The 26,622-nt window shown below is 33.3% G+C and carries 24 protein-coding genes and 1 pseudogene; 15 read left to right on the top strand and 10 right to left on the bottom strand.

Translation table 11 applies throughout. The annotated features are described in order from the left end of the window. Positions 1-30 precede the first annotated feature (30 nt). Positions 31-1,626 (top strand): PepSY-associated TM helix domain-containing protein, encoded by a 1,596-nt coding sequence (locus OLM54_RS11215; protein WP_264534729.1) that lies wholly within the window; start codon positions 31-33, stop codon positions 1,624-1,626. Between the two features lie 107 nt (positions 1,627-1,733). On the opposite strand, the gene OLM54_RS11220 is transcribed toward OLM54_RS11215, so the two are convergent. The 4 genes and pseudogenes from OLM54_RS11220 to cysC all read right to left on the bottom strand — a co-directional run. Next, positions 1,734-2,396 (bottom strand): TrmH family RNA methyltransferase, encoded by a 663-nt coding sequence (locus OLM54_RS11220; RefSeq protein ID WP_264534730.1) that lies wholly within the window; start codon positions 2,394-2,396, stop codon positions 1,734-1,736. A gap of 63 nt (positions 2,397-2,459) precedes the next feature. Then, positions 2,460-3,428, bottom strand: coding sequence for a sulfotransferase family protein (locus OLM54_RS11225; protein WP_264534731.1), 969 nt, complete (start codon positions 3,426-3,428; stop codon positions 2,460-2,462). Between the two features lie 9 nt (positions 3,429-3,437). After that, positions 3,438-4,121 carry an aspartyl/asparaginyl beta-hydroxylase domain-containing protein gene (locus OLM54_RS11230; protein WP_264534732.1) on the bottom strand — a complete coding sequence of 228 codons (684 nt, stop codon included), beginning with the start codon at positions 4,119-4,121 and terminating at the stop codon, positions 3,438-3,440. 17 nt (positions 4,122-4,138) lie between these two features. After that, positions 4,139-4,675: pseudogene (gene cysC / locus OLM54_RS11235) on the bottom strand (adenylyl-sulfate kinase); the annotation flags it as partial. Between the two features lie 235 nt (positions 4,676-4,910). Between cysC and OLM54_RS11240 the strand changes: the two are divergent. The 3 genes from OLM54_RS11240 (at position 4,911) to OLM54_RS11250 (ending at position 9,490) form a co-directional block, all read left to right on the top strand. Then, positions 4,911-5,621 carry an SIR2 family NAD-dependent protein deacylase gene (locus OLM54_RS11240; RefSeq protein WP_264534734.1) on the top strand — a complete coding sequence of 237 codons (711 nt, stop codon included), beginning with the start codon at positions 4,911-4,913 and terminating at the stop codon, positions 5,619-5,621. Between the two features lie 109 nt (positions 5,622-5,730). Continuing rightward, positions 5,731-7,077 carry an adenylosuccinate lyase gene (gene purB / locus OLM54_RS11245; RefSeq protein ID WP_264534735.1) on the top strand — a complete coding sequence of 449 codons (1,347 nt, stop codon included), beginning with the start codon at positions 5,731-5,733 and terminating at the stop codon, positions 7,075-7,077. Between the two features lie 178 nt (positions 7,078-7,255). Further along, positions 7,256-9,490, top strand: coding sequence for a cation:proton antiporter (locus OLM54_RS11250; RefSeq protein WP_264534736.1), 2,235 nt, complete (start codon positions 7,256-7,258; stop codon positions 9,488-9,490). 106 nt (positions 9,491-9,596) lie between these two features. Here OLM54_RS11250 and OLM54_RS11255 read toward each other — a convergent pair whose 3' ends face one another. Then, positions 9,597-10,235 (bottom strand): peroxiredoxin, encoded by a 639-nt coding sequence (locus OLM54_RS11255; RefSeq protein ID WP_264534737.1) that lies wholly within the window; start codon positions 10,233-10,235, stop codon positions 9,597-9,599. A 110-nt stretch (positions 10,236-10,345) separates the two neighbouring features. Beyond that, the gene (locus tag OLM54_RS11260) at positions 10,346-11,257 is read right to left on the bottom strand and encodes an AEC family transporter (protein ID WP_264534738.1); all 912 of its coding nucleotides are present in this window, start codon (positions 11,255-11,257) and stop codon (positions 10,346-10,348) included. A gap of 117 nt (positions 11,258-11,374) precedes the next feature. Between OLM54_RS11260 and OLM54_RS11265 the strand changes: the two genes are divergently transcribed. The 3 genes from OLM54_RS11265 to meaB are packed head-to-tail and all read left to right on the top strand — an operon-like array spanning position 11,375 to position 13,633. Continuing rightward, on the top strand, positions 11,375-11,782 hold the full coding sequence (locus tag OLM54_RS11265) for an RrF2 family transcriptional regulator (protein ID WP_264534739.1): 408 nt from the start codon (positions 11,375-11,377) through the stop codon (positions 11,780-11,782). 56 nt (positions 11,783-11,838) lie between these two features. Next, positions 11,839-12,480: an NAD(P)-dependent oxidoreductase gene (locus OLM54_RS11270; RefSeq protein ID WP_264534740.1), complete on the top strand. Its 642-nt coding sequence runs from the start codon at positions 11,839-11,841 to the stop codon at positions 12,478-12,480. 55 nt (positions 12,481-12,535) lie between these two features. Continuing rightward, complete coding sequence (gene meaB, locus OLM54_RS11275; protein ID WP_264538559.1) at positions 12,536-13,633, top strand: methylmalonyl Co-A mutase-associated GTPase MeaB; 1,098 nt, start codon at positions 12,536-12,538, stop codon at positions 13,631-13,633. A gap of 70 nt (positions 13,634-13,703) precedes the next feature. Here the strand turns inward: meaB and OLM54_RS11280 are convergent, their stop codons facing one another. From OLM54_RS11280 to OLM54_RS11290, 3 genes are all read right to left on the bottom strand, one after another. Further along, entirely contained in the window at positions 13,704-15,638 is a 1,935-nt protein-coding gene (locus OLM54_RS11280) for an LTA synthase family protein (protein ID WP_264534741.1), read from the bottom strand. Between the two features lie 45 nt (positions 15,639-15,683). Then, the gene (locus OLM54_RS11285) at positions 15,684-15,911 is read right to left on the bottom strand and encodes a hypothetical protein (protein WP_059116453.1); all 228 of its coding nucleotides are present in this window, start codon (positions 15,909-15,911) and stop codon (positions 15,684-15,686) included. A gap of 111 nt (positions 15,912-16,022) precedes the next feature. Beyond that, positions 16,023-17,408, bottom strand: a complete 1,386-nt coding sequence (locus OLM54_RS11290) for an MATE family efflux transporter (RefSeq protein ID WP_264534742.1) — start codon at positions 17,406-17,408, stop codon at positions 16,023-16,025. Positions 17,409-17,596: 188 nt separating this feature from the next. Between OLM54_RS11290 and OLM54_RS11295 the strand changes: the two genes are divergently transcribed. After that, complete coding sequence (locus OLM54_RS11295; protein WP_264534743.1) at positions 17,597-18,115, top strand: hypothetical protein; 519 nt, start codon at positions 17,597-17,599, stop codon at positions 18,113-18,115. Positions 18,116-18,196: 81 nt separating this feature from the next. On the opposite strand, the gene OLM54_RS11300 is transcribed toward OLM54_RS11295, so the two are convergent. Then, positions 18,197-19,075 carry a PPK2 family polyphosphate kinase gene (locus OLM54_RS11300; RefSeq protein ID WP_264534744.1) on the bottom strand — a complete coding sequence of 293 codons (879 nt, stop codon included), beginning with the start codon at positions 19,073-19,075 and terminating at the stop codon, positions 18,197-18,199. An 89-nt stretch (positions 19,076-19,164) separates the two neighbouring features. On the opposite strand from OLM54_RS11300, the gene OLM54_RS11305 reads away from it, so the two are divergent. The 7 genes from OLM54_RS11305 (at position 19,165) to OLM54_RS11335 (ending at position 26,562) form a co-directional block, all read left to right on the top strand. After that, positions 19,165-20,001, top strand: coding sequence for a DUF6929 family protein (locus tag OLM54_RS11305; protein ID WP_264534745.1), 837 nt, complete (start codon positions 19,165-19,167; stop codon positions 19,999-20,001). A 266-nt stretch (positions 20,002-20,267) separates the two neighbouring features. Beyond that, positions 20,268-20,768 (top strand): RNA polymerase sigma factor, encoded by a 501-nt coding sequence (locus tag OLM54_RS11310; protein WP_264534746.1) that lies wholly within the window; start codon positions 20,268-20,270, stop codon positions 20,766-20,768. 2 nt (positions 20,769-20,770) lie between these two features. After that, positions 20,771-21,736, top strand: a complete 966-nt coding sequence (locus tag OLM54_RS11315) for a hypothetical protein (protein ID WP_264534747.1) — start codon at positions 20,771-20,773, stop codon at positions 21,734-21,736. A 79-nt stretch (positions 21,737-21,815) separates the two neighbouring features. Continuing rightward, positions 21,816-23,978: a YfbK domain-containing protein gene (locus OLM54_RS11320; RefSeq protein ID WP_264534748.1), complete on the top strand. Its 2,163-nt coding sequence runs from the start codon at positions 21,816-21,818 to the stop codon at positions 23,976-23,978. Positions 23,979-24,216: 238 nt separating this feature from the next. Continuing rightward, positions 24,217-24,918: an SIMPL domain-containing protein gene (locus OLM54_RS11325; protein ID WP_264534749.1), complete on the top strand. Its 702-nt coding sequence runs from the start codon at positions 24,217-24,219 to the stop codon at positions 24,916-24,918. 227 nt (positions 24,919-25,145) lie between these two features. Beyond that, a complete protein-coding gene (locus OLM54_RS11330) occupies positions 25,146-25,733 on the top strand; it encodes a phospholipid scramblase family protein (protein WP_264534750.1) in 588 nt (195 codons plus the stop codon). Positions 25,734-25,845: 112 nt separating this feature from the next. Continuing rightward, positions 25,846-26,562 (top strand): 3-ketoacyl-ACP reductase, encoded by a 717-nt coding sequence (locus OLM54_RS11335; RefSeq protein ID WP_264534751.1) that lies wholly within the window; start codon positions 25,846-25,848, stop codon positions 26,560-26,562. Positions 26,563-26,622 lie beyond the last annotated feature (60 nt).

A 26,622-nucleotide genomic window follows, 5' to 3' on the forward strand; every position in this document is an offset into this window, starting at 1 on the left:
TCGCCTCCATCGGGGCTAAAAAACCTAACAATGAGCAAAGAAATAAAAGAAAAAAAGTCTAAAAAGAAAGATTCTAAAATCGTCAAGAAAATCAAACAGTATATGTACAAGTGGCATCGCACAATTGGTTTGATTACGATTATTCCCGTAATCTTCTGGACATTATCAGGATTGATGCATCCATTTATGGCGCATTTTTTCAAGCCTGAAATTGCACATGACAAACTGGAACAGCAAATTATTGATAAAAATCAATTGCATTTTTCGATTCAGGAAGTTTTACAAAAAAACGAAATCAGCCAATTCAAGAATTTTAGAATCGTTTCCTTTAACTACGCAACTTTTTATCAGGTAAAAACCATTTTTGGAGAATTGTTGTATTTTGATACTTCAAATGCAAAAAAACTGGAAAACGGAGATCAAAAATATGCAGAATGGCTTTCCAGATATTTTTTAGACGATCAAAAAAGTGCCGTAAAAAAGAGCGAAGTTGTTACTGAATTTACTTCGCAATACAAATATGTAAATCGCTATTTGCCGGTTTATAAACTTAGTTTTGATCGCGATGATGCTATGGAGGTTTATGTAGAAACTTCTTCGGGCAAACTGGCAACGTACAATCCTACTTCAAGACAAGCTTTTATTTGGTTCTTTGATACTTTTCATAACTGGTCGTTTATCGACGCCATTACCAATAACAGCATCCGAATTATTACGATGATTTTCTTGTTATCTATTATTGGTTTTTCTGCCTTGAGCGGTATTTTAATTTATGGTTTATTATGGAAACAATTCAAAAAAACCGATAGTATACAACCTAAAAAAGGACTTAGAAAATACCATCGCCAAATTGGAATCTGGGTTTCACTTTTTACCTTAACTTTTGCTTTTAGCGGCGGTTATCACGCCACCACAAAGTGGACGCCTTACACTTTATCGCAAATGGTTTACGAACCTACATTTAAAACGAAAGAAATTTCTTTGGCAAATAATGCGCTGGATTTAGACTGGAGTCGTTTTCAAAACGCAAGCATTATTACTTTAAACGACACTACTTATTTCCGTTGTCAATTATTCGAAAAAGGAAAATTTAAAACGTCAAAAGTAGATTCAGGTTCAAAATGGAATAAAAAAGAAGATAAAAAATCTGAAGTCGTTTATATCAATGCAACAACCAATAAAGTTACTCCGAATATTGATCTTGAATATGCCGAATTTCTAGCTTATTATTTTACAGATGGAGCGCCAAAAGCAGCTTGTTGCGAAATGGTCGAAAGTTCTGATGAACCGGAAATATCTTTAGAAAATGCAAAACTCTTAGAATCTAAAGTTTTAACTGATTTTGAAAGTAGAGAATATGGCTTTGTCAACAAAAGATTGCCCGTTGTAAAATTGGCGTATGACACTCCCGAAAAAACAACTTATTTTATAGAAACAGCCACTTCAAGATTAGCAGCCGTAATTAAAAGTTCTGACATGGTCGAGGGTTATTCGTTTGCTATTCTGCACAAATTTTTATTTATGGATTGGGCAGGAAAAAACATTCGCGATCTAACAATGGTTTTGGCAGCTTTGACAATTCTGATTGTTAGTATTCTGGGATTTATTTTGTTTTTGAAAAAATAACCAAATTTCTATAACCTGCAAGGTTTCCAAAACCTTGTAGGTTTAAATTATAAATCTGCACTAGAAAAATACCTACAAGGTTTTGAAAACCTTGCAGGAAAACCAAGCTACCGAGGGTTTTCCTCGTAGTATCTCGCTTCAATTCGCTTAATATCTTTAATTGAATTTTTAGCCCAAGCCAAACGTTTTTCCAGAATTTCATTTTCTGACAATTGCCAGTTAATATCTGAATTTCGTAATCTGTTTGTTAGGTTTTGAATGATAATTGCTGCAGAAACCGAGATATTCAGACTCTCTGTAAAACCAACCATCGGAATTTTAAGAAAACCGTCTGCTTTTTCCAGAATCTCCTCTGACAAACCGTCTCTTTCTGTTCCAAAAAATAAAGCACTTGGTTTTGTAATATCAAAATCCTCCAGTAAACAATCATTTTCATGTGGCGTTGTGGCAATAATTTGGTATCCCTGATTTTTTAAAGTCGAAATACAATTGGTTACCGAATCATACTGATGAATATCGACCCATTTTTGAGCGCCCATCGCAATTTCTTTATCGATTTTTTTTCCGTAGCGCTGCTCGATCACATTTAGTTCCTGAATTCCAAAAACCTCACAACTGCGCATAACAGCGCTGGTATTATGCATTTGAAAAACATCTTCTACAACAATTGTAAAATGTTTGGTTCTGTTTCCCAGTACTTTCAGGAATTTTTCCTTACGGTTATCTGTTAGTATATTTTCAAGAAAAGCGAGGTAATCTAAATCAATCATTTCAATTTTATTTATCGCAAAAATACATTATAATAAAACAGAAAGAAAAATTCATCTGTATTTTCAACGCGCTTCGTATTCAACAAAAGTATTATTGAATTTTGCATGCAGAATGTTTACCTGCTTAAAATCTATTTCTAAAGTTTCTTCTTTAAAAGAATCACCTGTAAAAGCGGCATTTTCATTTTTAGAATGTTTCGTCAAACGTTCATACATTTTATCAAGCTCATCATTTGCATAATCAACATTAATAAAGGAGATAAATTTTTGTATCACATTTTTCATTCCTTCATTATAATTCAATTTCGTAACATTTTGATCTGTTTTGTAAAAGTTCAGGAATTCCTGAAAATATTTCTCTAAAACCAATGCTTTGTATTGATGAAAACTAACTTCACTCATTTCTTTATCTGTAATTCCAAAGACGCTCGATGGCAATAAATTTGGAACCATATGCATTCCTGTCAATTTTTGATGCGATTTTAAAACCTCAACCGGATTTCTGTAAAGCAGTGCAAAAGGTGTTTCAGGAAAATTTGTTCTTAAAAAACTGGCATTAAATATGTGCCAGGCATCCAGTTTTACGATTAAATGCTTTTGCTCCGGAAATCTTTTTTGACCCAATAATCTTATTACCGCTTTTAAAAGAGTGCTTTTTTGATCTAAATCGAATTTTTTGCTTCTTAAAATTTCATCGATAATTGGTACTTCAGAAATCATGATATTTTCAGCAGAAGTTGCCAAAGACTGACTCAACATCGTAGAACCACATCGTGATACATGAAAAACCAATGATTTTAATTCGACCGAGATCAATTCATTAGACCAATCGAGAAGATTTTCTACAGTTGTTATTACTTTAAATGGTCTCGAATTATTGGGGTGGCTTCTGCATTTTGAAATTGTTTCATCAAAAAAAGGTTCAGCATATTTTATATCTGCCAGATAAATCCATTCAAAATAAACTTTGTTATCTTTTTCTATCAACTTATACGGAATCCAATTTGCAAGAGGATGATTTATATTTTCCATTTTTTTGTTTTATTCTGCTAATAAATTGGCTATAATTTTTGCTCCGGCTTCTGATGGATTTAGAGAAAGTTCTGCAATAATCTGTTGTTTCATTTCATCTGAATACGGAGCTTCCTGATGAGTGTAATTAATATCAAAACCCATTTCTGCAAATAATTTATCAGACCAATCATTTCTTATACAATCAAGCGTAAGATGAATACGCGGTTCTGTACTTTTATTTGCTACGCTATGCGGAAGTTGAAAATTGGCGTACCAACATTCACCCATTTTCATGGGAACGAGTTTTTTATCCACATAAAAAAACACCTCAGGATTCGTAATAATTGGAATATGAATTCTAAAAAACCCATCTTCATAAGAAGTGTCATTATCTACATGTTCCTTTATTTCGCTTCCGCCTCCTAATCTAAGCAATCGTACCGCTTCTTTTTCGCATTCGAACCAATCCATAATTTCCTTAAAATAAGGGCAGCGATCCAGCAAATCAGTATTTTTATATTCGGCATTTGCAAAAGAGGTAATGTCATTTATTAAACCAGACTGCGATCTTAAAGAAACACTTGTCCAATTGCCTTCGTAACGATTGGTATTAAAATGAGGCGTCCATAGATTATCTTCGCATATTGCGAGTTCTTTTTGTAATTTATCTATTGAAAAGGAAATCGGAAGTTTGCTGGAAGAGGGATTCATAAGTTTTTAAAATTAGATTAGGCCAAACCGGATATATTGTCAATAATAAAATTATAAAGTTTATTAGTCGAGAAAGGAATGGTTTCAAAATCGGTTTTTAATACTAAATCTGCACTTGACGGAATTTCAAAAACATCGCTTATTCCTGTAAAATTATTTATTTTATTGATATCATTATCAGGCAGTAATGCTTTTTTATACAATCCTTTCGGATCTCTTTTAATCAAATTATTAATCGAACAATCGAGAAATACGGTTCTGACAAATTCATGCGATCTCAATTCATTTCTCAGGTTTTCGTATGGATTTATTACGGACATCAAAACAATTGTTTCTTCTCCGATAAAATTTCGCCCAACATTAAAAAGACGTCTGACATTTTCGCATCTGTCATCTTTAGAAAATCCTAAATCTTTACAAATCGTTTTTCTGTAAACATCGCCATCAATTATTTCGGCTTTATACCCATTTTCAATCAACAAATGCCGAACATTTTCTGCCAATGTTGTTTTTCCTGAACCTGATAATCCTGTAAATTGTATCAAAATCATTGCGAATTTTCTTTTGTTTTTTTAACCTTAAAACTAAATAATTTGTAGGAATGAAACAATAAGTATAAATACCCTTTTATTAGGTACGCAACAAATTGATAGTTATTGCGTACCTACGGCACGCTAAATTTATTTCAATTCTTATTTTCTACCAATATTTAGTACCTAAAGGCACAAAATATAAGCTTTCGCAGTTTGATTGGTATAAATCATTATTTTTATCTTTTAATTGTATAAAATGAAAAAGAAACTTGTTGTATTAACGGGAGCCGGAATTAGTGCCGAAAGTGGAATTAAAACTTTTCGCGACAGTGATGGTTTATGGGAAGGTCATGATGTGATGGAAGTTGCAACGCCCGAAGGCTGGCGAAAAAATCAGGAATTGGTTTTGGACTTTTATAACAAAAGACGCCAGCAGCTTAAAGAAGTTGAACCCAATTTAGGTCATAAAATTTTAGCCGAATTAGAACAGGATTTTGATGTGCATATTATTACCCAAAATGTTGATGATTTGCACGAACGCGCCGGAAGTACAAAAGTTTTGCATTTGCACGGGGAATTACTAAAAGTAAGAAGTACCAAAAATCGTAATTTAATTCTTGATTGGAAAGACGATTTATATACTGGAGATTTTGATGAAGACGGACATCAGTTACGCCCACATATTGTTTGGTTTGGCGAAGAAGTTCCTGCGCTCGAAGAAGCAATCGCCATTACAGAAACTGCTGATTATTTTGCCGTTATCGGGACTTCGTTACAAGTATATCCCGCGGCTGGATTAATTTCATATACCTATAGTATTACGCCGGTTTTTTATATTGATCCAAAACCAATTGCGATACCAAATATTCGAAATAAAGTTGAAGTTATCGCCAAAGTTGCCTCTGAAGGTGTAGCGGAATTAAGGGAACGATTAAAATCAAACAGTAATTTTGCAGATTTACACTAATTCAAAGAGCATTTTTCGCAGAGATTAGTCAAATTACTGTTTAATCTTTTGTCTATTTTAATCCGCAAATTCTGTTTATATTTGCACCTTTCGAACAAACAACATAACAATGACTACTTTAAACGAATTGAATGCTATATCGCCAATTGACGGAAGATATAGAAGTAAGACCCTTTCATTAGCCTCTTTTTTCTCTGAAGAAGCTTTAATCAAATACCGTGTATTAGTTGAAATTGAATATTTTATCGCTTTGTGCGAAGTTCCTTTGCCACAACTTGCAGACGTAAATCCAAATTTATTTGAGAGTTTACGTAACATCTATAAAAATTTCTCTACTCAAGATGCGCTTTGGATAAAAGAAACAGAAAAAGTAACCAACCACGACGTAAAAGCGGTTGAATATTTTATTAAAGATGCTTTTGAAAAATTAGGCTTATCTCAATATAAAGAGTTCATTCACTTTGGTTTAACGTCTCAGGATATTAACAATACTGCAATTCCGCTTTCTACAAAAGAAGCTTTTGAGCAGGTTTATATGCCATCTTTAATTACTTTAATTTCTAAACTAAAAGAATTAAGTGTTGAATGGAAAGATATTCCGATGTTGGCACGTACGCACGGACAACCGGCTTCTCCTACTCGTTTGGGTAAAGAAATTTTGGTTTTTGTAGAGCGTCTTGAAGAGCAAATGCGTTTGTTATTCAACATTCCGTTTGCTGCTAAATTTGGTGGAGCAACAGGAAACTACAACGCACATCATGTTGCATATCCGCAAATTGACTGGAAACAATTTGGTAGTAAATTTGTAGAAACAGATCTTGGTTTACACCACTCTTTTCCAACAACTCAAATTGAACATTACGATCATTTTGCAGCATTTTTTGATGCTTTAAAAAGAATCAACAATATTGTTATCGATTTAGATCGCGATATCTGGACGTATGTTTCAATGGATTATTTTAAACAAAAAATCAAAGCCGGAGAAATTGGATCTTCTGCAATGCCACATAAAGTAAATCCTATTGATTTTGAAAATTCAGAAGGAAACTTAGGAATTGCAAATGCTATTTTTGAGCATTTGGCAGCTAAATTACCTGTGTCAAGATTACAGCGTGATTTAACGGATAGTACGGTTTTGCGTAATATTGGTGTTCCGATAGGACATACAATTATTGCTTTTGAAGCTTCTTTAAAAGGTTTAAACAAATTATTGCTGAACGAAGCTAAATTTGCCGAAGATTTAGAGAAAAACTGGGCAGTTGTTGCCGAGGCTATTCAAACGATTTTACGTCGTGAAGCGTATCCAAATCCTTATGAAGCTTTGAAAGGTTTAACCAGAACCAATGAAGCAATTGACAAAAATGCAATCCACAATTTTATTGCGACTTTAGAGGTTTCTGATGCCGTTCGTGCAGAATTAATGCAAATAACTCCTGCTAATTACACAGGAATTTAGATAAAACGTAAAATATTTTACCAAAAAAAGCTATCTTTATCGATAGCTTTTTTTATTGTCTATAAACTCTATTGGGAAACTAGCCCAAATCTAATAAAAGCCTTTTGCAAAAAAAACTTGTTTTTAGGTAAAGCCTGAAACAAAAAACCGGACTAGCTCCTGAACAAAACACCAACTTATGATTGCCTTAAACGCCGCTGCTGAAGCTACACACCACTTGAGACCTTTAATTAGTGATTTGGGATTAATCCTGATTACTGCCGGAATTGCTGTGCTTCTTTTTAAAAAAATGAAACAGCCTTTGGTTCTGGGTTATTTAATCGCAGGTTTTTTAGCGGGAAACCATTTTGACTTTTTCCCGTCTATAACCGAAATGAAAAGTGTGGAGGTTTGGGCAGAAATTGGTGTAATCATTTTATTATTTAGTTTAGGACTCGAATTTAGTTTTAAAAAACTGATGAAAGTAGGCGGTACAGCCTCAATTACGGCGATTACCCAAATAATTACGATGGTTATAATTGGTTATTTCGTTGGTCAATGGATGGGCTGGGGTTCTATGGACAGTATTTTTCTTGGTGTAATAATATCAATTTCCTCAACAACAATTATTTTAAAAACGTTTGACGAACTGGGTGTTAAAGCACAAAAATTTGCCGGAATCGTTATTGGTTCGCTAATCGTTCAGGATATTGTAGCTATTTTAATGATGGTTTTACTTTCGACAATTGCCGTAAGTCAGCAATTTTCAGGAAGTGAATTGATGATGTCTGTTTTAAAATTAATTTTCTTTCTGACAGCCTGGTTTGTGGGCGGAATCTTTTTTATACCTACAATCCTTAAAAAAACAAAACATTTACTAACTGATGAGATGCTGCTTATTATTTCGCTTGCATTGTGTTTAATGATGGTAAGTTTTGCAGCAAATGTTGGATTTTCTCCCGCTTTGGGCGCTTTTATTATGGGATCTATTATTGCCGAAACTACACAGGCAGAACATATTGAACACTTAATAAAACCGGTAAAAGATTTATTTGGTGCCATATTTTTTGTGTCAGTTGGCATGTTAATCGATCCGGAAATGCTGTACACGCACGCGCTTCCGGTTGCAATTTTAACTGTTGTAACTATTATTGGTCAGTCTGTTAGCTCTACAATTGGCGCTTTACTTGCCGGACAGCCGCTTAAACAGTCTGTACAAACAGGAATGAGTTTATCGCAAATTGGTGAATTCTCGTTTATTATCGCAACTCTGGGAATGACATTAAACGTTACGAGTTCGTTTTTATATCCAATTGTTGTGGCGGTTTCGGCAGTAACAACATTTACAACTCCGTTTATGGTAAAATATGCAGTGCCTTTTTCTAATTTTCTGGAAAGAAAAATGCCTAAAAAATGGATTAAAAACATTAATCGATATAGTGTAAATGCGCAGGCAATAAAAGCAGTAAGTACCTGGCAAAAAGTTCTGAAAGCCTACATTTTGCAAATTGTAGTACACACGATTATTATTGCTGCCGTAATTTTATTATCATCAAAATTTGTAGCGCCTTTGGTAGCCGATACAAGATTTGGAAACACGCTCGCAGCATTAATAACATTAGTTATAATTGCTCCTTTTTTATGGGCACTTTCCTTGCGACGTGTTGCAGTAGAAGAAGTCGAATTATTATGGGAAGAACGTAAATATCGCGGCGCGCTATTAATGTTAATTTTAATAAGAATGAGCCTTGGTTTATTCTTCATTGGTTTTTTATTAAACATATTCTTCTCTCCGTTAGTTGCTTTTGTTGCCCTGATCATTGCAATTGTGGTATATCAAATATTTCCAAAAAAACTAAACGAGCAATACCACAGAATTGAAAGTCACTTTTTGAAAAATTTAAACGATCGTGAAAACAAAAAAATCGACAGACGTTATGCTAATTTAATGCCTTGGGATGGTCACATGTCGTTTTTCGATATAGGAAAAGAATCAAACTTAGCCGGAAAAACATTGCAGGAATTGCGTATTCGCGAACAAATGGGAATCAATATTGCGTATATAAAACGTGGTGAAGTAACAATCCCTATTCCAACCAAAACTGAACGTTTGTTTCCCGGTGATGAAATTTGTGTTATTGGTACTGATGCTCAGGTTACTGAATTTAATAAGTATTTAAATCAAAATGAAACCGAAGCTGCAAAAGCCGTAGAAGAATCTCAAATTGTTTTACGTCAGCTGGAAGTTTCTGATGAAGAATTTATACAGAAAAGTATCGGACAATTTAGAACTAAAACCAACGGAATGGTGGTGGGAATTGAACGAAACGGAAATCGTATTTTAAACCCTGAATCTCATTTAACTTTAGAAAAAAATGATATTCTTTGGGTCGTCGGAGATAAAAAACGAATGAACGAATTAATTAGAAAATAGTTCTTTTTAAAGCTTCTAAGATGCTAATTTTCTAAGTTACTGAGTTTTTTTCTTCAGTAATATATCTTAGAAACTTAGCAACTTAGTAACTCAGTATCTTAGCAACTTATTTATTAGGTTGCGGTGTCATACGTAAATACGGTTTTATAGGTGTATGCCCTTTTGGAAATTTTGCCGCAATATCACTATCCGGAACCGCTGGCGTAATGACTACGTCTTCGCCATCTTTCCAGTTTGCAGGTGTTGCAACGCTGTAATTAGCCGTTAATTGCAAACTATCAATAACACGAAGTAATTCTTCAAAATTTCTTCCTGTAGAAGCCGGATAAGTCAAAGTAAGTTTGATTTTTTTATCAGGACCAATTACGAAAACAGAACGCACTGTAAATTTTTCGCTCGCATTTGGATGAAGCATATCATACAAAGTTGCTATCTTTTTATCTTCATCAGCAATAATTGGAAAATTGACTTCTGTATTTTGAGTTTCGTTGATGTCTTTGATCCACTCTTTATGTGATTCTAAACCATCAACACTCAAAGCAATAACCTTCGTATCTCTTTTTGTAAATTCAGGAAGATAGTTTGCCACAGTTCCTAATTCAGTTGTACATACAGGAGTAAAATCTGCCGGATGCGAAAATAAAACACCCCAGGAATCTCCTAACCATTCATGAAAACTAATTGGTCCTTGTGTGGTCTCTGCCTGAAAATCCGGAGCTATATCGCCTAATCTTAATGTTGACATAATTTAATTTTTTAGTTCATCTAAAATTAACTAAAAAATGAATAAAGAAAACATCTAATATTTAAAAATAAGTTAAAATTCTATCTTTTCTATCTAATTACTATTCTAATCTAAATAAACTGTACCACAAAGTACCAAATAGCAAGGGTTACGAACGAAATCGGGATTCCAAAACCAATCATCATACTGCTTAATTTTGGCTTTAAACCATAAGTCGAAGCCAGAATTGCACCTGTAATCATCGGTGCCATCGCAATTTCGATAATTGTTATTTTTATGGCTTCAGAATGCTGGTTAAAAACAAACACATATAAAACAAAAATGATCAGCGGCGTGACAATAAGCCGGAAGAAAAGTCCGAGTTGTAAAAATTTCCAATGACGGCTTTTTCGATCAAAACTCAGCTGTAATCCAACTGAAAATAAAGCCAGCGGTGTAACCAGACTTCCTAATTTTAATAGAACAGACTGAACATTCAAATCTAAAGCATATTGAAAAACGTTTAATAAACAAGCTACTACAAAGGTGAGAAACGGTGGAAAAAGAATTATTTTTTTGAAAATACTCAATGCATCCGGACTTCCTTTTGAATAAAAAGCTGCAACAAAAACGCCCAAAGTCGAAACCACAACAAACGTTCCTGGCTGATCTACCAAAACTGCGGTTTCTAAACCTTTTTTTCCAAACAAAGCTTCTACAATTGGATAACCAAGAAATGAAGAATTACTTAATCCGGCTGTCAAAACCAAACAGCCAATGAGTTTATTTGACCAACCCAATCTTCTTCCTAAAAAATGGAAAAATAAAAAAGCCAGTAAAAAACTAATCCACCCCGCTCCTATCGGAAACAATAATTCATTGCTCCATTTTATCTTTGGAATATGATATAAAGTGATGGCAGGAAGACATAAATAAATGACAATTTTATTGATGTTTTTGTAAATATGAGTCGGAAACCGCTTTACATTCTGCAAAAGCAATCCTAAAAACAAAAAGAAGAATATTATAAGAAAGTTGTTCATATCAAGACTTGAACACAAAAATAGGTATTTATAAAATGCCGTGCGACATTAATTTTTAGTTAAAAATATTTTTTATGTGATAAAACAACTTATATTTGTAACATATTTTATTACAGTATGCTTTCAGGTAAATTTGCCATAACGATTCACATTCTTACTTTGCTCACTAAATTCCCAAATGATTATTTATCATCAGAATTTATTGCAGGAAGTATTAATTTGAATCCTGTTTTGGTTCGAAAAGAAATCGCAAACCTAAAAGCACATCATATTGTAGAAAGTAAAGAAGGAAAAAATGGCGGAACAAAAATGGCTGTAGATTCATCAAAATTGACATTGAAAGAGATTTTCGAGATGACTTTTGAATCGATAAATTTAGGTTATGCCAAAAATCAACCAAATCCGGATTGTCCTGTTGGAAAAAAAATCAATCAAAATTTGAGCGCCTTATATGCTGATATGAATCAAAAAGTTAGTTTACAATTAGAAGGAATTTCTTTGGAAGATTTTTCAAATCAGTTTTAAAACTATTTTTTACCCTAAACTGTAACATTTTTTATTACTAATTAAAACTATATATTATGAAAATTGCCATTATTGGAGCAACAGGATTTGTTGGCTCAGCTATTTTAAATGAATTAGCAAACAGAAATCATGACATTACCGCTATTGCAAGAAATCCAAAAGGGTCATCAAACGCAACATGGATTGCTGCAGATATTTTTAATGTTGATGCTTTAGCAGAAGTTTTAAAAGGGCAAGATGTTGTAATAAACGCTTACAATCCGGGTTGGACAAACCCAAATATTTATGATGATTTTATCGCTGGTTCAAAAGCGATTCAGCAAGCGGTTAAACAATCTGGTGTAAAACGTTTTATCACGATTGGCGGCGGCGGAAGTTTGTTTGTTGCACCAGGTTTACAAGCAGTAGACACTCCTGATTTTCCTAAAGAATTTTATCCCGGAGCAACTGCAGCCAGAGATTATTTAAATATTATTAAAGAAGAAAAAGATTTAGATTGGGCATTTTTTAGTCCGGCTTTTGAAATGCATGCAGGAACTACAACAGGAAGAACAGGAAAATACCGTTTAGGTTTAGAAAATCCTGTTTTTAATGACGAGCAAAGAAGTATTCTTTCTGTAGAAGATTTAGCAGTTGTTATTGCTGATGAAACCGAAACTCCAAAACATCATCAAGTACGATTTACGGCGGGGTATTAATGTTTTTGAAACTGTTTTTGTTTTCTGTACTTTTACGATACAAAAAAGTATCGTTTTGCCAAGTCCAAATAAACAATCGAGCAGTTTACAAGAAAAAGCCGGAATTTCATCTCCTGAAATTACCAGTATTGCCGCCATAAATCAAATTCAGAAAAACAGAAAAAAACAACCTTCTGCAAATGAATTGATTAATGGAATCCTTGACGAAAACAGAACTGCGTTAAGCCGTGCGATTACTTTAGTAGAAAGTACAAATCCGGATCATGCAGAAAAAGCAAATGAAGTTATTAAAGGATGTTTGCCACATGCTAATAAATCTATCCGAATAGGAATTACAGGTGTTCCCGGCGTTGGAAAAAGTACATTTATTGAAGCCTTTGGAACTTTCCTGACACAATTAGGCAAAAAAGTCGCTGTCTTGGCAGTTGATCCGAGCAGTTCGCTTTCTCACGGAAGTATTCTTGGAGATAAAACCCGAATGGAAGAATTGGTCAAAGATGAAAATGCTTTTATCAGACCAAGTGCTTCCGGAGAAACTTTGGGAGGCGTAGCAAGAAAAACACGTGAATCAATCATTTTATGCGAAGCAGCAGGTTTTGATACTATTATTATTGAAACCGTGGGCGTGGGTCAAAGTGAAACTGCGGTTCACAGCATGGTTGATTTTTTTCTATTATTAAAAATTTCCGGTGCCGGTGATGAACTTCAGGGCATTAAACGTGGTATTATGGAAATGGCGGATGCGATTGTAATTAACAAAGCAGATGGCGATAATATTAAAAAAGCAAATCAGGCAAAACTGGAATTCAACAGGGCTTTGCATTTATTTCCTCCAAAAAAATCAAACTGGCAGCCAAAAGTTACCACTTGCAGCGCAATTACAAAAGATGGAATTTCGGATATATGGAATACAATTTCAAACTATTTTGAAATGACAAATGAAACAGGTTTCTTTCCTGAAAAACGAAAAGAACAAAATCATTTCTGGATGATGGAAACCATAAACGAACAATTAAAACTGAACTTTTACAATCAGCCCGAAATTATTGCACAATTAGAACTAAATAAAAAAGCAGTGCAAAATGATGAAATTTCACCTTTTGCAGCTGCTCAGAATTTATTAAAATTGTATTTTAATAAAGGCGCAAAGTAGCAAAGGTTCAAAGCTACAAAGATTTTTACTCTCTGTTTCTTTGAACCTCTGTCCCTTTGTTCTTCTGAACCTATTTCTTCCTAAGCTTATATTTATTTTCTTTATATAAATTCCCCGCTGTAATTACATGCGCCAAAGCATCTTTTGCTAATTCTTCATTTAATTTTACAGGAATTAAAGTTGTATCGTTTTTAATTTCAAATTGCAAAGGTTTCAAATTTGGCTGCATAATTACAACTTGATTTTCTACTCTGAATGCGTTGATGTCGTTAAACTGCATAATCGATCTTCCTTGTGTTTTTACGTCTAATTTGTTTAGATTTCTACCTACCATTGGTGTTTCAAAAGGAACTCCTAAATAACCCAATAACGTTGGCGGAATATCAATTTGACTTGCCAATTTACTGTAAACTGTTCCTTTTCGAACTCCTGGTCCCATAATCAAAGCCGGAATATGAAATTTGTTTATTGGCACTAAATTTTTTCCGTATGTTCTTGTGTTATGATCTGCAATTACGATGAAAATCGTATTTTTAAAATAGGCTTCTTTTTTTGCCATTTCAAAGAATTTCCCAATAGAAAAATCGGCATATTTCATGGCATTGTTTACTGTTGCCGGTTTTGCATCATAAGGTTTTATTCTTCCCGCAGGATATTCAAAAGGTTCATGATTTGAAGTTGAGAACATCAAAGAGAAAAATGGTTTATCTCCTTTTGCTTTAAAATAACTATTTGCTTTGGTTACTAAATCTTCGTCAGAATATCCCCAGGTTCCTTTAAAAGCATATTTATTTCCGTCAGACTCAAAATCGGTTTGATCTACAATATCTTCAAATCCGTTTCCGTTGAAAAACGAAGCCATATTATCAAAATTTGCCATTCCGCCATAGATAAAACTAGTGTCATATCCCTTTTGCTTTAAAGCGTCGGCAAGCGTAAAAAATCCTTGTTGAGAGTTTCCCAGCTTCACCACACTTTCAGATGGCGAAGGTAAAAATCCGGTTACAACAGCTTCAATTCCGCGCACGCTTCGTGTTCCTGTGCAATATAAATTAGTGAATAATAAACCTTCTTTAGAAAGTTTATCGAATTCCGGTGTTAATGGTTTTCCTCCTAAAATTCCAACATATTCAGCACCTAAACTTTCCTGTAAAAAAATCACCAGATTGTATGGTTTCTTCATAACAGAATCTGGTTGCTGTACATGCAAAAACGGAATATTGGCATCATTAAAATCAGAAGGTCCGGCGATCATGTATTTTTTTACACGAGCAATTGCTTCGGCTTCATCCATTTTTCCGTACATCTTTGTGTTTCCTTCATTTTTAATAGAATAAGCAGCAAAAGCTACGGTATAAAATGAATTTAATCCTAATGTATTAGTCAATTGATCTGTTGAGAAAACAGCGTTACTAGCGTTTATAGGTCGCTTTGAAGTAAGACTTGAACGTGCTCCAAAAAACAATAGAAAAGCTACCAATGGAAAAACCATCAATTTAAATTTATATTCGGCAGTTGTCGTATAAAAATATTTCTTCCCTTTTTTGAAGGCAAAATAAATCACAACTCCTAAAATAAGGAAAGTAACGATTATCGAAGTCAGGTAACTTTTTAAAAGCATGCCGACAACTTCTTTAGGATAAATAAGATAATCCAAGAAAATCTTATTTGGTCGTGTGTCGTATTGTTTTACAAAATCAGGTGAAGCTAATTCTACAAAAAGAATCAGAAATAGAAATAAAAAACTATAAATTACCAGAAAACTGTTGGTAAACTTTAGCCATTTATTTGGCAAAAAAGTAATTAATACAGCCGGAAGAAAAGACAAATAACATAGTAAAATCAAATCCATTCGAAGACCGATTGGAAAAATATACCAGAAATTTGGTGTTTCGACAACTCTGTCTTTAAAAAGAAAAAATAAAAAGATTCGGCTTAAAGTAGTAATCAGCAATCCGATTGCTATGAAATTAAAAATTGGTTTTAAAAAACTTATTTTTTTCATTAGATAATTTTTGGTTGAAACAAATTGTAAACACACATTAGTGTTCTACTCTTCGTAACGGTTTATTTCTCTATCATAAAACTCATTTGCCAAAACAATTAATCCTTCCATTTCGGCATTTAATTCAGCTTCATCAAGATCTTCGGCTTCTTCCATAATTTCAACCTCATCATCTTTTAAATTGATTATAAATCTTGGATAATCAAGGTGAATGATGAAAATATCATCTGGAAAATCAGTATTATCTCCGAGTAAAAATTTAGGTAATTCCATTTTTATTAATTTATTTTTTTGTTTATTTTTTTGTTTATTTTTTTGCCACAGATTTTACAGATTAAAATGATTCTTTAAAAAAATCTGTGGCTTATTTTTTAATTTTCAAATTTAGTTATTTGAAAATGAATTATTGATTAATTTTTTTGTCAGGTAATGAAAACGAATATACAGAAATATTGCTGCGGAAGTTAATCCTGCCAAAAGTCCAATCCAAACTCCTTGTGCTTTTAAATCAGTATATTCAGCTAAATAATAAGAGGTAGGAAAACCAATTATCCAATAAGCTACAAACGTAATATACATGGGTACTTTTACATCCTGTAAACCGCGTAAAGCACCTAAAACTACAACCTGAATTCCGTCAGAAATTTGAAAAACAGCAGCTATCAAAAATAATTTTGATGCGATACTTATGACTTCATTATTATCCAGAAGCTGTCCTCCATTTTCCATATTCAAAAAGATATGAGGCAGGAAATCGTGTAAAACCACAAACAGAATCGCAAAAACGGTTTCTATTATAATTGCTAGTAAGAAAATAGAACGCGCTACAACTACAAGGTTTTTATAATCGTTTAATCCTCTTTGATTACTTACTCTAATCATAGAAGTTACGCTTAATCCCATCGCAAACATAAACGTCATCGAAGACAAACTTAATGCAATTTGGTTTGCTGCCTGGCTCGTTTTTCCAATATTTCCGCAAAGCCAGATTGATGCCGTAAACAAAACGACTTCGAAAAGCATTTGCATTGCCGATGGAAATCCTATGCTTATTATTTTCTTTATGGTTTCTTTTTTAATTTCATCAAAACTGAAATTATTGAAAAAACGTTTCAAATCATTTCTTCTTGAAAGCATAATATGCATGAACATCACCAGAAATATTCTTGAAATCACGGTGCCAAGCGCTGCGCCAACAATTCCCATTTTAGGAAAAATCCAAATACCGTAAATCAATAAATAGTTGATACCAACGTGTAACACATTTGCCATAACCATTGCATACATTGAATATTTTGTCATCGACATTCCGTCTGCAAATTGTTTGTAACCCTGATACATAATTAACGGGATTAAGGAAAAAGCAACCCAATCAAGATACGGTTTTGCCAGCGCAATTACATCAGCAGGCTGTTTTAATAATTCCATTATTGGCTTTGCCAGAACAATTACGCCAAAAAGCACTAAACCTAAAATGATACACAAAAACAAACCGTGATGAAATGCAGCACGAATTTTAGAATCATTTTTTTCGGCATCACCTTCGGCAACAATTGGAGTAATTGCTGTAGAGAAACCAATTCCTAAAGACATCGCAATAAAAATCATACTGTTTCCTAATGAAACTGCCGCAAGTTCAGTACTTCCCAGTTTTCCCACCATTATATTATCGACAATACCTATTAAGGTATGTCCAACCATTCCTAATATAATAGGATAGGCCAATCTTAAATTGTATGAAAACTCTTTGGTGTACTGCTTTAAATTCACTTCTGCTTATTTTAGTGGGCAAAGATAATCAGAAGCTTTGAATTCTTCAGTATTATTAAAAATATAAGCCAATTTTAAGAATTGACTATTTGATCGAAATATTATATAACAATTTTTAAAAATTATATAACAAAGCCCTTGTGCCTTGCGTTTAATTTTACATTATTAATAATTCAAAAAAAATTGTCATGAGAAAATTACAAATTATATGCCTTGCTGCTTTTGCTTTTTTATACTCCAACACAACTTTCGCTCAAGACAGTGAAGTAAAAAATTACGATCAGGGATTTAGATTAGGTTTTGGTTTAAACGGTGGTTTGCCAACAGATAATGCTTACGATTGGTCTCTTGGCGGAGACGTTCGTTTACAATATGATTTATCTAAAAGAACGTCATTAACATTTACAACAGGTTTTACCAATTTATTTATGGGAAAAGATGAAAATGGAGTTGATGTAAATGATCTTGGATTTATTCCTGCAAAAGCTGGTTTTAAAGCTTTTATCTGGGAAGACCAATTTTATGTTTTAGGTGAAGTTGGTGCCGGTTTTGCTGTAACAAATGGTTATGATGACACTACATTTTTATGGGCACCGGGAATTGGTTACGCAAATAAATACATTGATATCAGTGTACGTTATGAAGACTATAACAAATTTAAAACCAATCAGGTTGCGCTTCGTTTAGCGTACGGTTTTGATTTGTAAAAATACATTCATTTTTATTCTTTTGTTTTTGGTAATAATCCCGGCAGATCCTCACAGTCTGTCGGGTTTATAATTATCTAATTACTTCTTACCTAATTCCTTCTTATATATTTCAAAATTGTCCCTTATTTTTTCATCTAATTCCGGTTCTTTAATATCTGTGTATTTTTTCATTTCTTCCCAGATAATTTTGGCTACAATATAACGCGCCATTTCTTTATCATCAGCGGGAACAATATACCAGGGCGCATGTTCTGTTGAAGTTTTGTTAATAGCTTCTTCATAATATTCCTGATATTCGTCCCAATGTTCGCGTTCTTTCAAATCTCCGGGCGAAAATTTCCAATTGTGTTTTCCTTCTTCCAGACGACGCAACAATCGTTGTCGCTGTTCCTCTTTACTCAAATGAAGATAAAATTTCATCACAATCGTACCGTTTTCAGCAATATGACTTTCAAAATTATTGATTTGTTCAATTCTTCTTTTCCAGAATTTAGGCGTGATATCATCAACGGAATTAATTCCCGGCAAATTCTCTGCTACAATAAATTCAGGATGCACGCGCGTTACCAAAACATTCTCATAATGTGTACGGTTAAAAATCGCAAACTTTCCTTTTTCTGGCAACGCAATATAATGGCGCCATAAATAATCGTGTTCTAACTCTATCGAATTGGGCGTTTTAAAACTATGCACCACGACGCCACGCGGATTAAATTCTTTAAAAACTTCCCGAATCAAACTATCTTTTCCTGATGTATCCATTCCCTGCAGGCAAATCAAAACAGAATATTTATTGTGCGCATACATTACATCTTGCAAATCGCTCAATTTGGACTGAACTTTATCTAGTTTTTCTTCCTTTTCGTCATCGTCGGCATTTATATTTAATAAGGTTGGAATTTTTGATAATTTTATTTTATCCGTAACTTTAAAATCATTCGGGTCTATAGATTTCATATATTCATTTTTTATATTATAAATATAGTAATTTTACAAAGCATTTTCATTATTATCAGGGCTAGGTTTTATTATTCATAAAAACATTCATGGAAAAATTTACATTAGAAATATTATTTCAAATCATCGGAATCGGTTCTGCATCAGGATTATTTTTCAATAGTGATTCGCTTTATATCATTGGCGATAACAGCGGATTTTTATACGAATACAATATGCAAAATCAGCAATTGAGCCATCATTCTTTAATTGATAATCCGTCGCAAAATATTCCGAAAAATATAAAACCGGATTTTGAATCCATTACGAATCATAATGACACACTTTATATTTTTGGTTCCGGTTCTACCGAAAACAGAAATAAAATGATTGCCTTTGATTTAAAAACTAAAACTATTTTACAAAAGAATAATTTAGTCGATTTATATGCTGTAATGCAAAGTTTTGGTTCCATAAAACCGGAAGATTTTAATCTTGAAGGCGCAATTTTTGATGGCGAAAACTGGTATTTATTTAATCGCGGAAACGGAATTTCAAACAAAAACACCATTTTTACAATTCATGCCAAAAGCCTGGGAGAAGAATTTGCATTGGTTGCAACCAATTATAAACTTCCTAAAATAAAAGGCGTTCGCTCCAGTTTTACCGACGCAATTTTAGTCGATGACAAAATCTATTTTCTTTCTACAGCCGAAAACACTAAATCGACTTACGACGACGGAGAAATCCTGGGAAGTTTCATAGGAAGAATAGATCTTAAAACCATGAAAATCGATTTTACGCAGAAAATAACAGCAACAAATAAATTTGAAGGTTTGACTTTCTATAAAAAATCAAATGATAAAATAGAGTTTTTGCTTTGCGAAGATAACGATACGGAATTGTTGGAAACAAAGATTTTTAAATTGAGTTTACCTGTAAAATAATATCCTGAGTTGTCATTTCGACGGAGGAGAAATCACACACGAAACTCGACAAAGATTGGCGATTTTCTACACGGAATTACTAATGCGATTTCTCCTCCGTCGAAATGACAAAAAAATGCAAGAGACGCACATTGAACCTTTGGAACTTTGAACCTTTAAAAAAAACTTTTTTTTAAAACCGTCCCAACCTTTTTATCTTTTTATCTCTCTATATAAGAAAGACAACAATTGTGATAAACGAAACTCAAATATCCGGCTGCAAAAAAATGAACCGCGATGCTCAGCGTCAGGTTTATGAGCATATGGCTCCAAAGTTATATCGCGTTTGCAAGCGATACTTAAAAAAGGAAGAAGAAATCGAAGAATCTTTGGCTGACGCTTTCTATACCATATTTACAAAAATAGAGCAGCTTAAAGAAGAAAAAGCTTTTGAGGCCTGGGCGCGAAAAATAACAGTCAATCATTGTTTGGCAACGATTAAGAAAAATACAAACTTTAATATGTATTTGGATGATGTGAAACTGCTTTCGCAACCTTTTACTGACGAGATCAATTCGCTCGAAGAAGAAGATTTGCTCAATTTATTAAACCATATTCCGGATGGCTGTAAAACTGTTTTTAACCTTTTTGTTATTGAAGGTTACGGACATAAAGAAATAGCCAGCATGCTCAACATTTCTGAAGGAACATCAAAATCACAATTGAATGCTTCTAAAACCAAGTTGAAGGAATTAGTAAACAAATTGTATTATCAAAAAGCAAAGTAGTCATGGACAATCAAGATAAAATATTCGATAAATTTAAAGAAGCAGCACAAAACTCAGAGCTTAAAGATTTTCCGGGAATGGAAAAAGTCTGGTCACGCGTTGAAGATAAGCTGGACAAAAAAGAGGGTAAAAAAATCATTTCGTTATGGAAGAAAATTGCTATTGCAGCTTCTCTTTTATTACTAGTTTCTTTAGGATCTCAATTTTTATTATCAGATAAAACCAAAGAAAATCAAAATAATAAAGTTGTCGTAAATGATTCTGTCGAAATGAAAATTCAGAATCCCGTTGTAGAAAAAGATGGCGTTAACGTCGAAAATTCTGAAATAGTTCCAAAGAAAGAAGCCGTTAAAATTCTGGACAAACAAATTAAACAACAAAAAGTAGCGGTAAACGAAATAAAAGTTTCTATGACCGAAGCAGCTGGTAATGGAACAGTTGAAGAAATAGTTCCTGATGCCGTTTTTGCTCCAGCTCCGGTTCAGGCTGCACCAAAATATGCAGAAGAAGAAGTTTCTGCTGAAAAAGACGAAGCCGTTCAAAATTACGGCTTTGCCAAAGCTGCACAAAGAGAATCTGCTAAAGTTGCATTTGCAGAAAAGCAATCTTCTGCGAAAGCAAAGAAAAGCGCTCCGCTGGTTGTTATAAACGGAAATGCGATGGCTAATAGCGATGATGCAAAAAAAGACAAAATGATGTCTGTTGAAATGTCAAATCTTGAACCTTCAAATGTAGACTCGTTAGTAATTCTGGACGAGCCTTTGTATATTATTGACGGAACTTACTATTCTGAAAATGATTTATATGGTCCAAACCCAACAAGTCCGTATGCGCCTTTAGATAAACAGGAAATCAAAACCATTACGATTCTTCAGGATCTTGAAGCCACATCAAAATATGGCGAAAAAGGCAAAAAAGGAGTTGTCATTATTACTACAAAAACAGGAAAACCGATTAACAAAAAATAATTCTTACTTCAAAAAATCTTTGTCGGATTTAAGGATTTGACAAAGATAAACCCGAACATTAATTTAAAAAATCACGATCATGAAAAGTTTAAAACTTATTTCATCAGCCATTACTATGCTTATATGTTTCGCAACATTTGCACAGGAAAAAACAATTAAGGGAATTGTTTCAGATATAAATGCTTCTCCTCTTCCGGGGGTTAATATTTACATTCAAAAAACAAAAACATCAGCTACTACCAATTATAATGGAGAATATTCTATTAAAGCTCAAAAGGGAGATAAAATCGTATTTAGCTATATTGGAATGAATTCTGAAACTGTAGTTGTAAAAGATTCAAATGTAATTAATGTTACGTTGAAAGAAAATTCTAATCAGCTGCAAGAAGTGCTTATGATGAGTTCCGGAACAGCTAAAGAATATGAAGTTAATAGCTACAGATCTGAGAAAAGAAAAATGGCAACTAAATCTGTTGCACAAGCTGTTCAGGGACGAGTTGCAGGAGTTGCTATTCAAAATAACACACTATACTTGGCGAGTCCAAGTGTTACGAAAGGGAGAGAATCTATATCTATTGCACCTAAAAATGAACCAATGTACATTGTTGACGGAGTTGCGATAAAAGCAGATCAAATGGCAAAAATAAATCCGAATGATATTCAGGATGTAAAAGTTTTAAAAGACACAAACTCAACTTCTGTTTACGGCACCAAAGGAGCAAACGGGGTTGTTGTAATTGCTACTAAGGGTGATCTGTATAAAAATCTTTCTGAAAAAGAACTTGATGCAAAACTAAATCATATAAATATTCAGCCCACTGAACCAAACGACGAAGATTATGATGGTTTTGTAGAGAATACTTTTGAAAGTCCAAAAACGGCTCCGCTTTCTACTTTTTCTATAGATGTTGACAACGCATCTTATACAAATGTGAGACGTTTTATAAATAACGGTCAATCTGTTCCTAAAGATGCTGTTCGTGTTGAAGAAATGGTAAATTTCTTTAAATACACATATCCTCAGCCACAAGATCAAAATCCATTTTCTATTAATACAGAAATTAGCGATTCTCCGTGGAATGCCAAAAACAGGGTTTTAAAAATTGGCTTACAGGGAAAAAATATTCCAACGAATGATTTACCGGCTTCAAATCTTGTTTTCTTAATTGATGTTTCGGGTTCTATGAGCGATCCTAATAAACTGCCATTATTGAAACAATCATTGAAAATATTAGTAAATGAATTGCGTAATAAAGATAAAGTTGCCATTGTGGTTTATGCGGGTGCCGCCGGATTGGTTTTGGCCCCAACATCAGGAGATGAGAAAAAAACAATTATTGATGCGCTTGAAAATTTAAATGCAGGCGGAAGTACTGCCGGAGGAGCCGGAATTGAACTTGCTTATAAAATTGCTTCTGAAAACTTTATTAAAAACGGAAACAACAGAGTTATTCTGGCAACTGATGGTGATTTTAATGTAGGCAGTACTTCTAACTCTGACATGGAAAAACTGATTGAAGAAAAAAGAAAAACAGGCGTTTTCCTTACTTGTTTAGGCTACGGAATGGGAAATTACAAAGACAGCAAAATGGAAACGCTGGCTGATAAAGGAAACGGAAATTATGCTTATATCGACAATATTCAGGAAGCAAATCGTTTTTTAGGAAAAGAGTTTAAAGGTTCGATGTTTGCGATTGCAAAAGATGTAAAAATTCAGATTGAATTTAACCCTAAACAAGTTCAGGCATATCGCTTAATTGGTTATGAAAACAGAAAATTACGTCCGGAAGATTTTAAAAATGATGCAATCGATGCGGGAGAATTAGGAAGTAATCATACCGTTACGGCTTTGTATGAAATTATTCCGGCCGGAGTTAGCAGCGATTATTTAAACCAACAACCTGATGATTTAAAATACACAAAAGTTCAGGAAAGTGCTAACAATTATAGCGGTGAATTGGCTACAATAAAATTCCGTTACAAAAAACCTGATGGCGATAAAAGTATCGAAATGGTAAAAGTGATTGAGAACAAATCGGTTTCTTTAGATAAATCTACCGAAGATTTCAAATTTAGCACTGCTGTTGCCTGGTTTGGATTAAAATTGAGAGATTCAAAATTGATTTCGAATAAATCATCTGAAGATATTTTAAAATTAGCCAAACAAGGTTTATCAAATGATACCGAAGGCTATAAAGCGGAATTAATTCGACTTATCGAAAGTGCAAAACAGGTTTATTAGTCCAATATTTTATTTACTATCATAACCTGTTGTGTACAATTATTTTAACACATAGAAACATAGATGTTTGAAAACCTAAAGAAGGCGTTTTACTTGTTTAAACAAACATAGCTATGCGTGAAAAATCAAGATTTTTCTTTAATACTTTTTGATTTAAATTTCAATCTACGTTACTATGTGTTTAATTAAACTTTTACAAATTACAACAAACGAATTTTATTATTTAATTTTTATACAAATGAAAAATTTACTTTTTACACTACTGATATTCATTACCATAAATGCTTTTTCGCAGAACAAAACTATAAATGACAAGCCTTTTATTGAAGTTTCAGGTCAGGCTGATACTTTGGTTTTGCCAAATAAAATCTGGATCAATGTGTTATTAACCGAAAAAGATACTAAAGGAAAAAAATCCGTAGAAGATCTGGAAAAAGAAATGCTTTTGAAATTACACGAAATTGGCATTAACACAGAAAAAAATGTTAGTGTAAACGATATGTCCAGCAATTATAAATTCTATCTTTTAAAACAAAATGACATTTTTAAAAGTAAATCATATTCTGTTTTGGTTGCCGACGCTCAAACTGCATCAAAAGTTTTTCTGGGATTAGAAAAAATTGGTATTTCAAATGTTCAAATTGAAAAAGTAGAAAATGATCAGCAAAAAAACATTCGCCTTTTAATAAACGAAAAAGCAATTCTTCGCGCCAAACAAATTGCCGAAAGTTTTAGCAAACCTTTGAATCAAAAAATTGGAAATGCCATACAAATAAATAACTTTGAGGATATTTCGAATCAACTTGCGGGAAATATTGCCGGGATCGCCATTAGAGCAAAAAGAAGCTCTTATGCAGAATCAGTTACGGATGAACCTAATATTGAATTTGAAAAAATAAAGATCGTAACTTCTGTACAAGTTCGATTTCTCTTAGAATAAATTAAAACTATAACCCGTTGGTATAATTATTTTTCAACACATAGAAACATAGATTTAAAAACTTAAAGAAAGCGTTTCACTTGCATTAACAAACATAGTTATGTGTGAGAAACTAGTTTCTTTTGATTTACTTTTTCAAAAACATAAAATCTATGATTCTATGTGTTTAATTATTTTTTATGCGTTAAAGGTTACTATATTTATAAATCAATTTCAAACAAAATTTAATGAACCCAATCTTAAATCAAAACCTATTTCTTGTAAAAGAACATGTCGGAATGTTCAAAGCTGCTAACAATTATGATATTTATGATCCGGAAAGCAATCTGATTATTATGAATTGCAGAGAAAATAATCTTGGCTTTTTTACTAAAGTTTTCCGCTTTACAGATTACAAAAGAATGACGCCTTTTAATATTGAAATTACAACGGCTTCGGGCGAAAAATTAATTTCGGTAAGACGCGGCATTGCCTGGTTTCGTTCTACAGTCGAAGTTTTGGATGAAAAAGATCGTTTGGTGGGAACTTTTAAACAGAAATTCTTTTCTATTGGAGGGAAATTTGAAATTCTGGATAAAAACGAAAAACCGGTGGCAACGCTTCAGGGAAAATGGACGGGTTGGGATTTTAAATTTTCTCACGAAAATAAACAGCTTGCTCAGGTTAGTAAAAAATGGGCAGGAATTGGAAAGGAGTTTTTTACAAGTGCTGATAATTATGTACTTCAGATAGAAGAAAACGTAGCGCCGGAAAGTCCGCTAAGACAATTAATTCTTGCAGCTGTAATGTGTATTGATATGGTTTTGAAAGAATAAAAAGTTTGTTAAACTTAGTTTAAGAAAATTTATAAAAGCATCATTTTAGTTTGCAAAAGCTTTATTTTTGTAAGACTTAAAATGATGCTTTTGCATTTCTAAAATATTAATCATGACTGACTTAAAAAATAAAAATGCTCTAATTACAGGAGCCGGAAAAGGAATTGGAAAAGCAATCGCCATTGCACTGGCAAAAGAAGGTGTAAATGTAATTTTAGTTTCAAGAACACAAGCCGATGTTGATCAGCTTGCTGTTGAAACTTCAAATTTAGGCGTAAAATCATTGGCTCTTTCTGCTGATGTTTCAGATATTAATTCTATAAATAAGGCTGTCGAAAAAGCTTTTGCTGAATTTAAAAGTATTGATATTTTAATTAATAGTGCCGGAATTGCTTCTTTTGGAAAGTTCTTAGAATTAGAACCTGACGCCTGGGAAAGAATCATTCAGGTAAATTTAATGGGAACTTATTATACAACCCGGGCCGTGATTCCGAATATGATTGAAAGACAAACGGGAGATATTATCAACATTTCGTCAACCGCAGGATTAAACGGAAACGCATTAACAAGTGCTTACAGTGCTTCTAAATTTGCTGTTTTAGGATTGACGGATTCTTTAATGCAGGAAATGAGAAAACACAATATTCGTGTTACTGCCTTAACACCAAGTACGGTTGCCACTGATATGGCAAAAGATTTGAACCTGACAGACGGAAATCCTGAAAAAGTAATGCAGTCTGAAGATGTTGCCGAATTAATTATTGCCCAGCTTAAATTAAGCAGCAGGGTTTTTATAAAAAATAGCAGTATTTGGTCTACAAATCCTTAAAATATTTTCGTACCTTAATTTTTGTCAAAGTTTGAAACTTTGACAAAGATCTTAACAGCC

Source organism: Flavobacterium sp. N1736, from assembly GCF_025947065.1.
GTDB lineage: Bacteria > Bacteroidota > Bacteroidia > Flavobacteriales > Flavobacteriaceae > Flavobacterium.

Excerpts from the sequence above, each read along its gene's own strand:
- OLM54_RS11300 (WP_264534744.1), bottom strand. The coding sequence starts at position 19,075 with ATGAAATCTATAGACCCGAATGATTTTAAAGTTACGGATAAAATAAAA.
- OLM54_RS11265 (WP_264534739.1), top strand. The coding sequence starts at position 11,375 with ATGCTTTCAGGTAAATTTGCCATAACGATTCACATTCTTACTTTGCTC.
- OLM54_RS11330 (WP_264534750.1), top strand. The coding sequence starts at position 25,146 with ATGAACCCAATCTTAAATCAAAACCTATTTCTTGTAAAAGAACATGTC.
- OLM54_RS11280 (WP_264534741.1), bottom strand. The coding sequence starts at position 15,638 with ATGAAAAAAATAAGTTTTTTAAAACCAATTTTTAATTTCATAGCAATC.
- OLM54_RS11260 (WP_264534738.1), bottom strand. The coding sequence starts at position 11,257 with ATGAACAACTTTCTTATAATATTCTTCTTTTTGTTTTTAGGATTGCTT.
- OLM54_RS11320 (WP_264534748.1), top strand. The coding sequence starts at position 21,816 with ATGAAAAGTTTAAAACTTATTTCATCAGCCATTACTATGCTTATATGT.
- OLM54_RS11285 (WP_059116453.1), bottom strand. The coding sequence starts at position 15,911 with ATGGAATTACCTAAATTTTTACTCGGAGATAATACTGATTTTCCAGAT.
- OLM54_RS11305 (WP_264534745.1), top strand. The coding sequence starts at position 19,165 with ATGGAAAAATTTACATTAGAAATATTATTTCAAATCATCGGAATCGGT.
- OLM54_RS11215 (WP_264534729.1), top strand. The coding sequence starts at position 31 with ATGAGCAAAGAAATAAAAGAAAAAAAGTCTAAAAAGAAAGATTCTAAA.
- purB (WP_264534735.1), top strand. The coding sequence starts at position 5,731 with ATGACTACTTTAAACGAATTGAATGCTATATCGCCAATTGACGGAAGA.
- OLM54_RS11225 (WP_264534731.1), bottom strand. The coding sequence starts at position 3,428 with ATGGAAAATATAAATCATCCTCTTGCAAATTGGATTCCGTATAAGTTG.
- OLM54_RS11250 (WP_264534736.1), top strand. The coding sequence starts at position 7,256 with ATGATTGCCTTAAACGCCGCTGCTGAAGCTACACACCACTTGAGACCT.
- OLM54_RS11295 (WP_264534743.1), top strand. The coding sequence starts at position 17,597 with ATGAGAAAATTACAAATTATATGCCTTGCTGCTTTTGCTTTTTTATAC.
- OLM54_RS11310 (WP_264534746.1), top strand. The coding sequence starts at position 20,268 with ATGAACCGCGATGCTCAGCGTCAGGTTTATGAGCATATGGCTCCAAAG.
- OLM54_RS11270 (WP_264534740.1), top strand. The coding sequence starts at position 11,839 with ATGAAAATTGCCATTATTGGAGCAACAGGATTTGTTGGCTCAGCTATT.
- OLM54_RS11255 (WP_264534737.1), bottom strand. The coding sequence starts at position 10,235 with ATGTCAACATTAAGATTAGGCGATATAGCTCCGGATTTTCAGGCAGAG.
- OLM54_RS11325 (WP_264534749.1), top strand. The coding sequence starts at position 24,217 with ATGAAAAATTTACTTTTTACACTACTGATATTCATTACCATAAATGCT.
- OLM54_RS11240 (WP_264534734.1), top strand. The coding sequence starts at position 4,911 with ATGAAAAAGAAACTTGTTGTATTAACGGGAGCCGGAATTAGTGCCGAA.
- OLM54_RS11220 (WP_264534730.1), bottom strand. The coding sequence starts at position 2,396 with ATGATTGATTTAGATTACCTCGCTTTTCTTGAAAATATACTAACAGAT.
- OLM54_RS11230 (WP_264534732.1), bottom strand. The coding sequence starts at position 4,121 with ATGAATCCCTCTTCCAGCAAACTTCCGATTTCCTTTTCAATAGATAAA.
- OLM54_RS11315 (WP_264534747.1), top strand. The coding sequence starts at position 20,771 with ATGGACAATCAAGATAAAATATTCGATAAATTTAAAGAAGCAGCACAA.
- OLM54_RS11335 (WP_264534751.1), top strand. The coding sequence starts at position 25,846 with ATGACTGACTTAAAAAATAAAAATGCTCTAATTACAGGAGCCGGAAAA.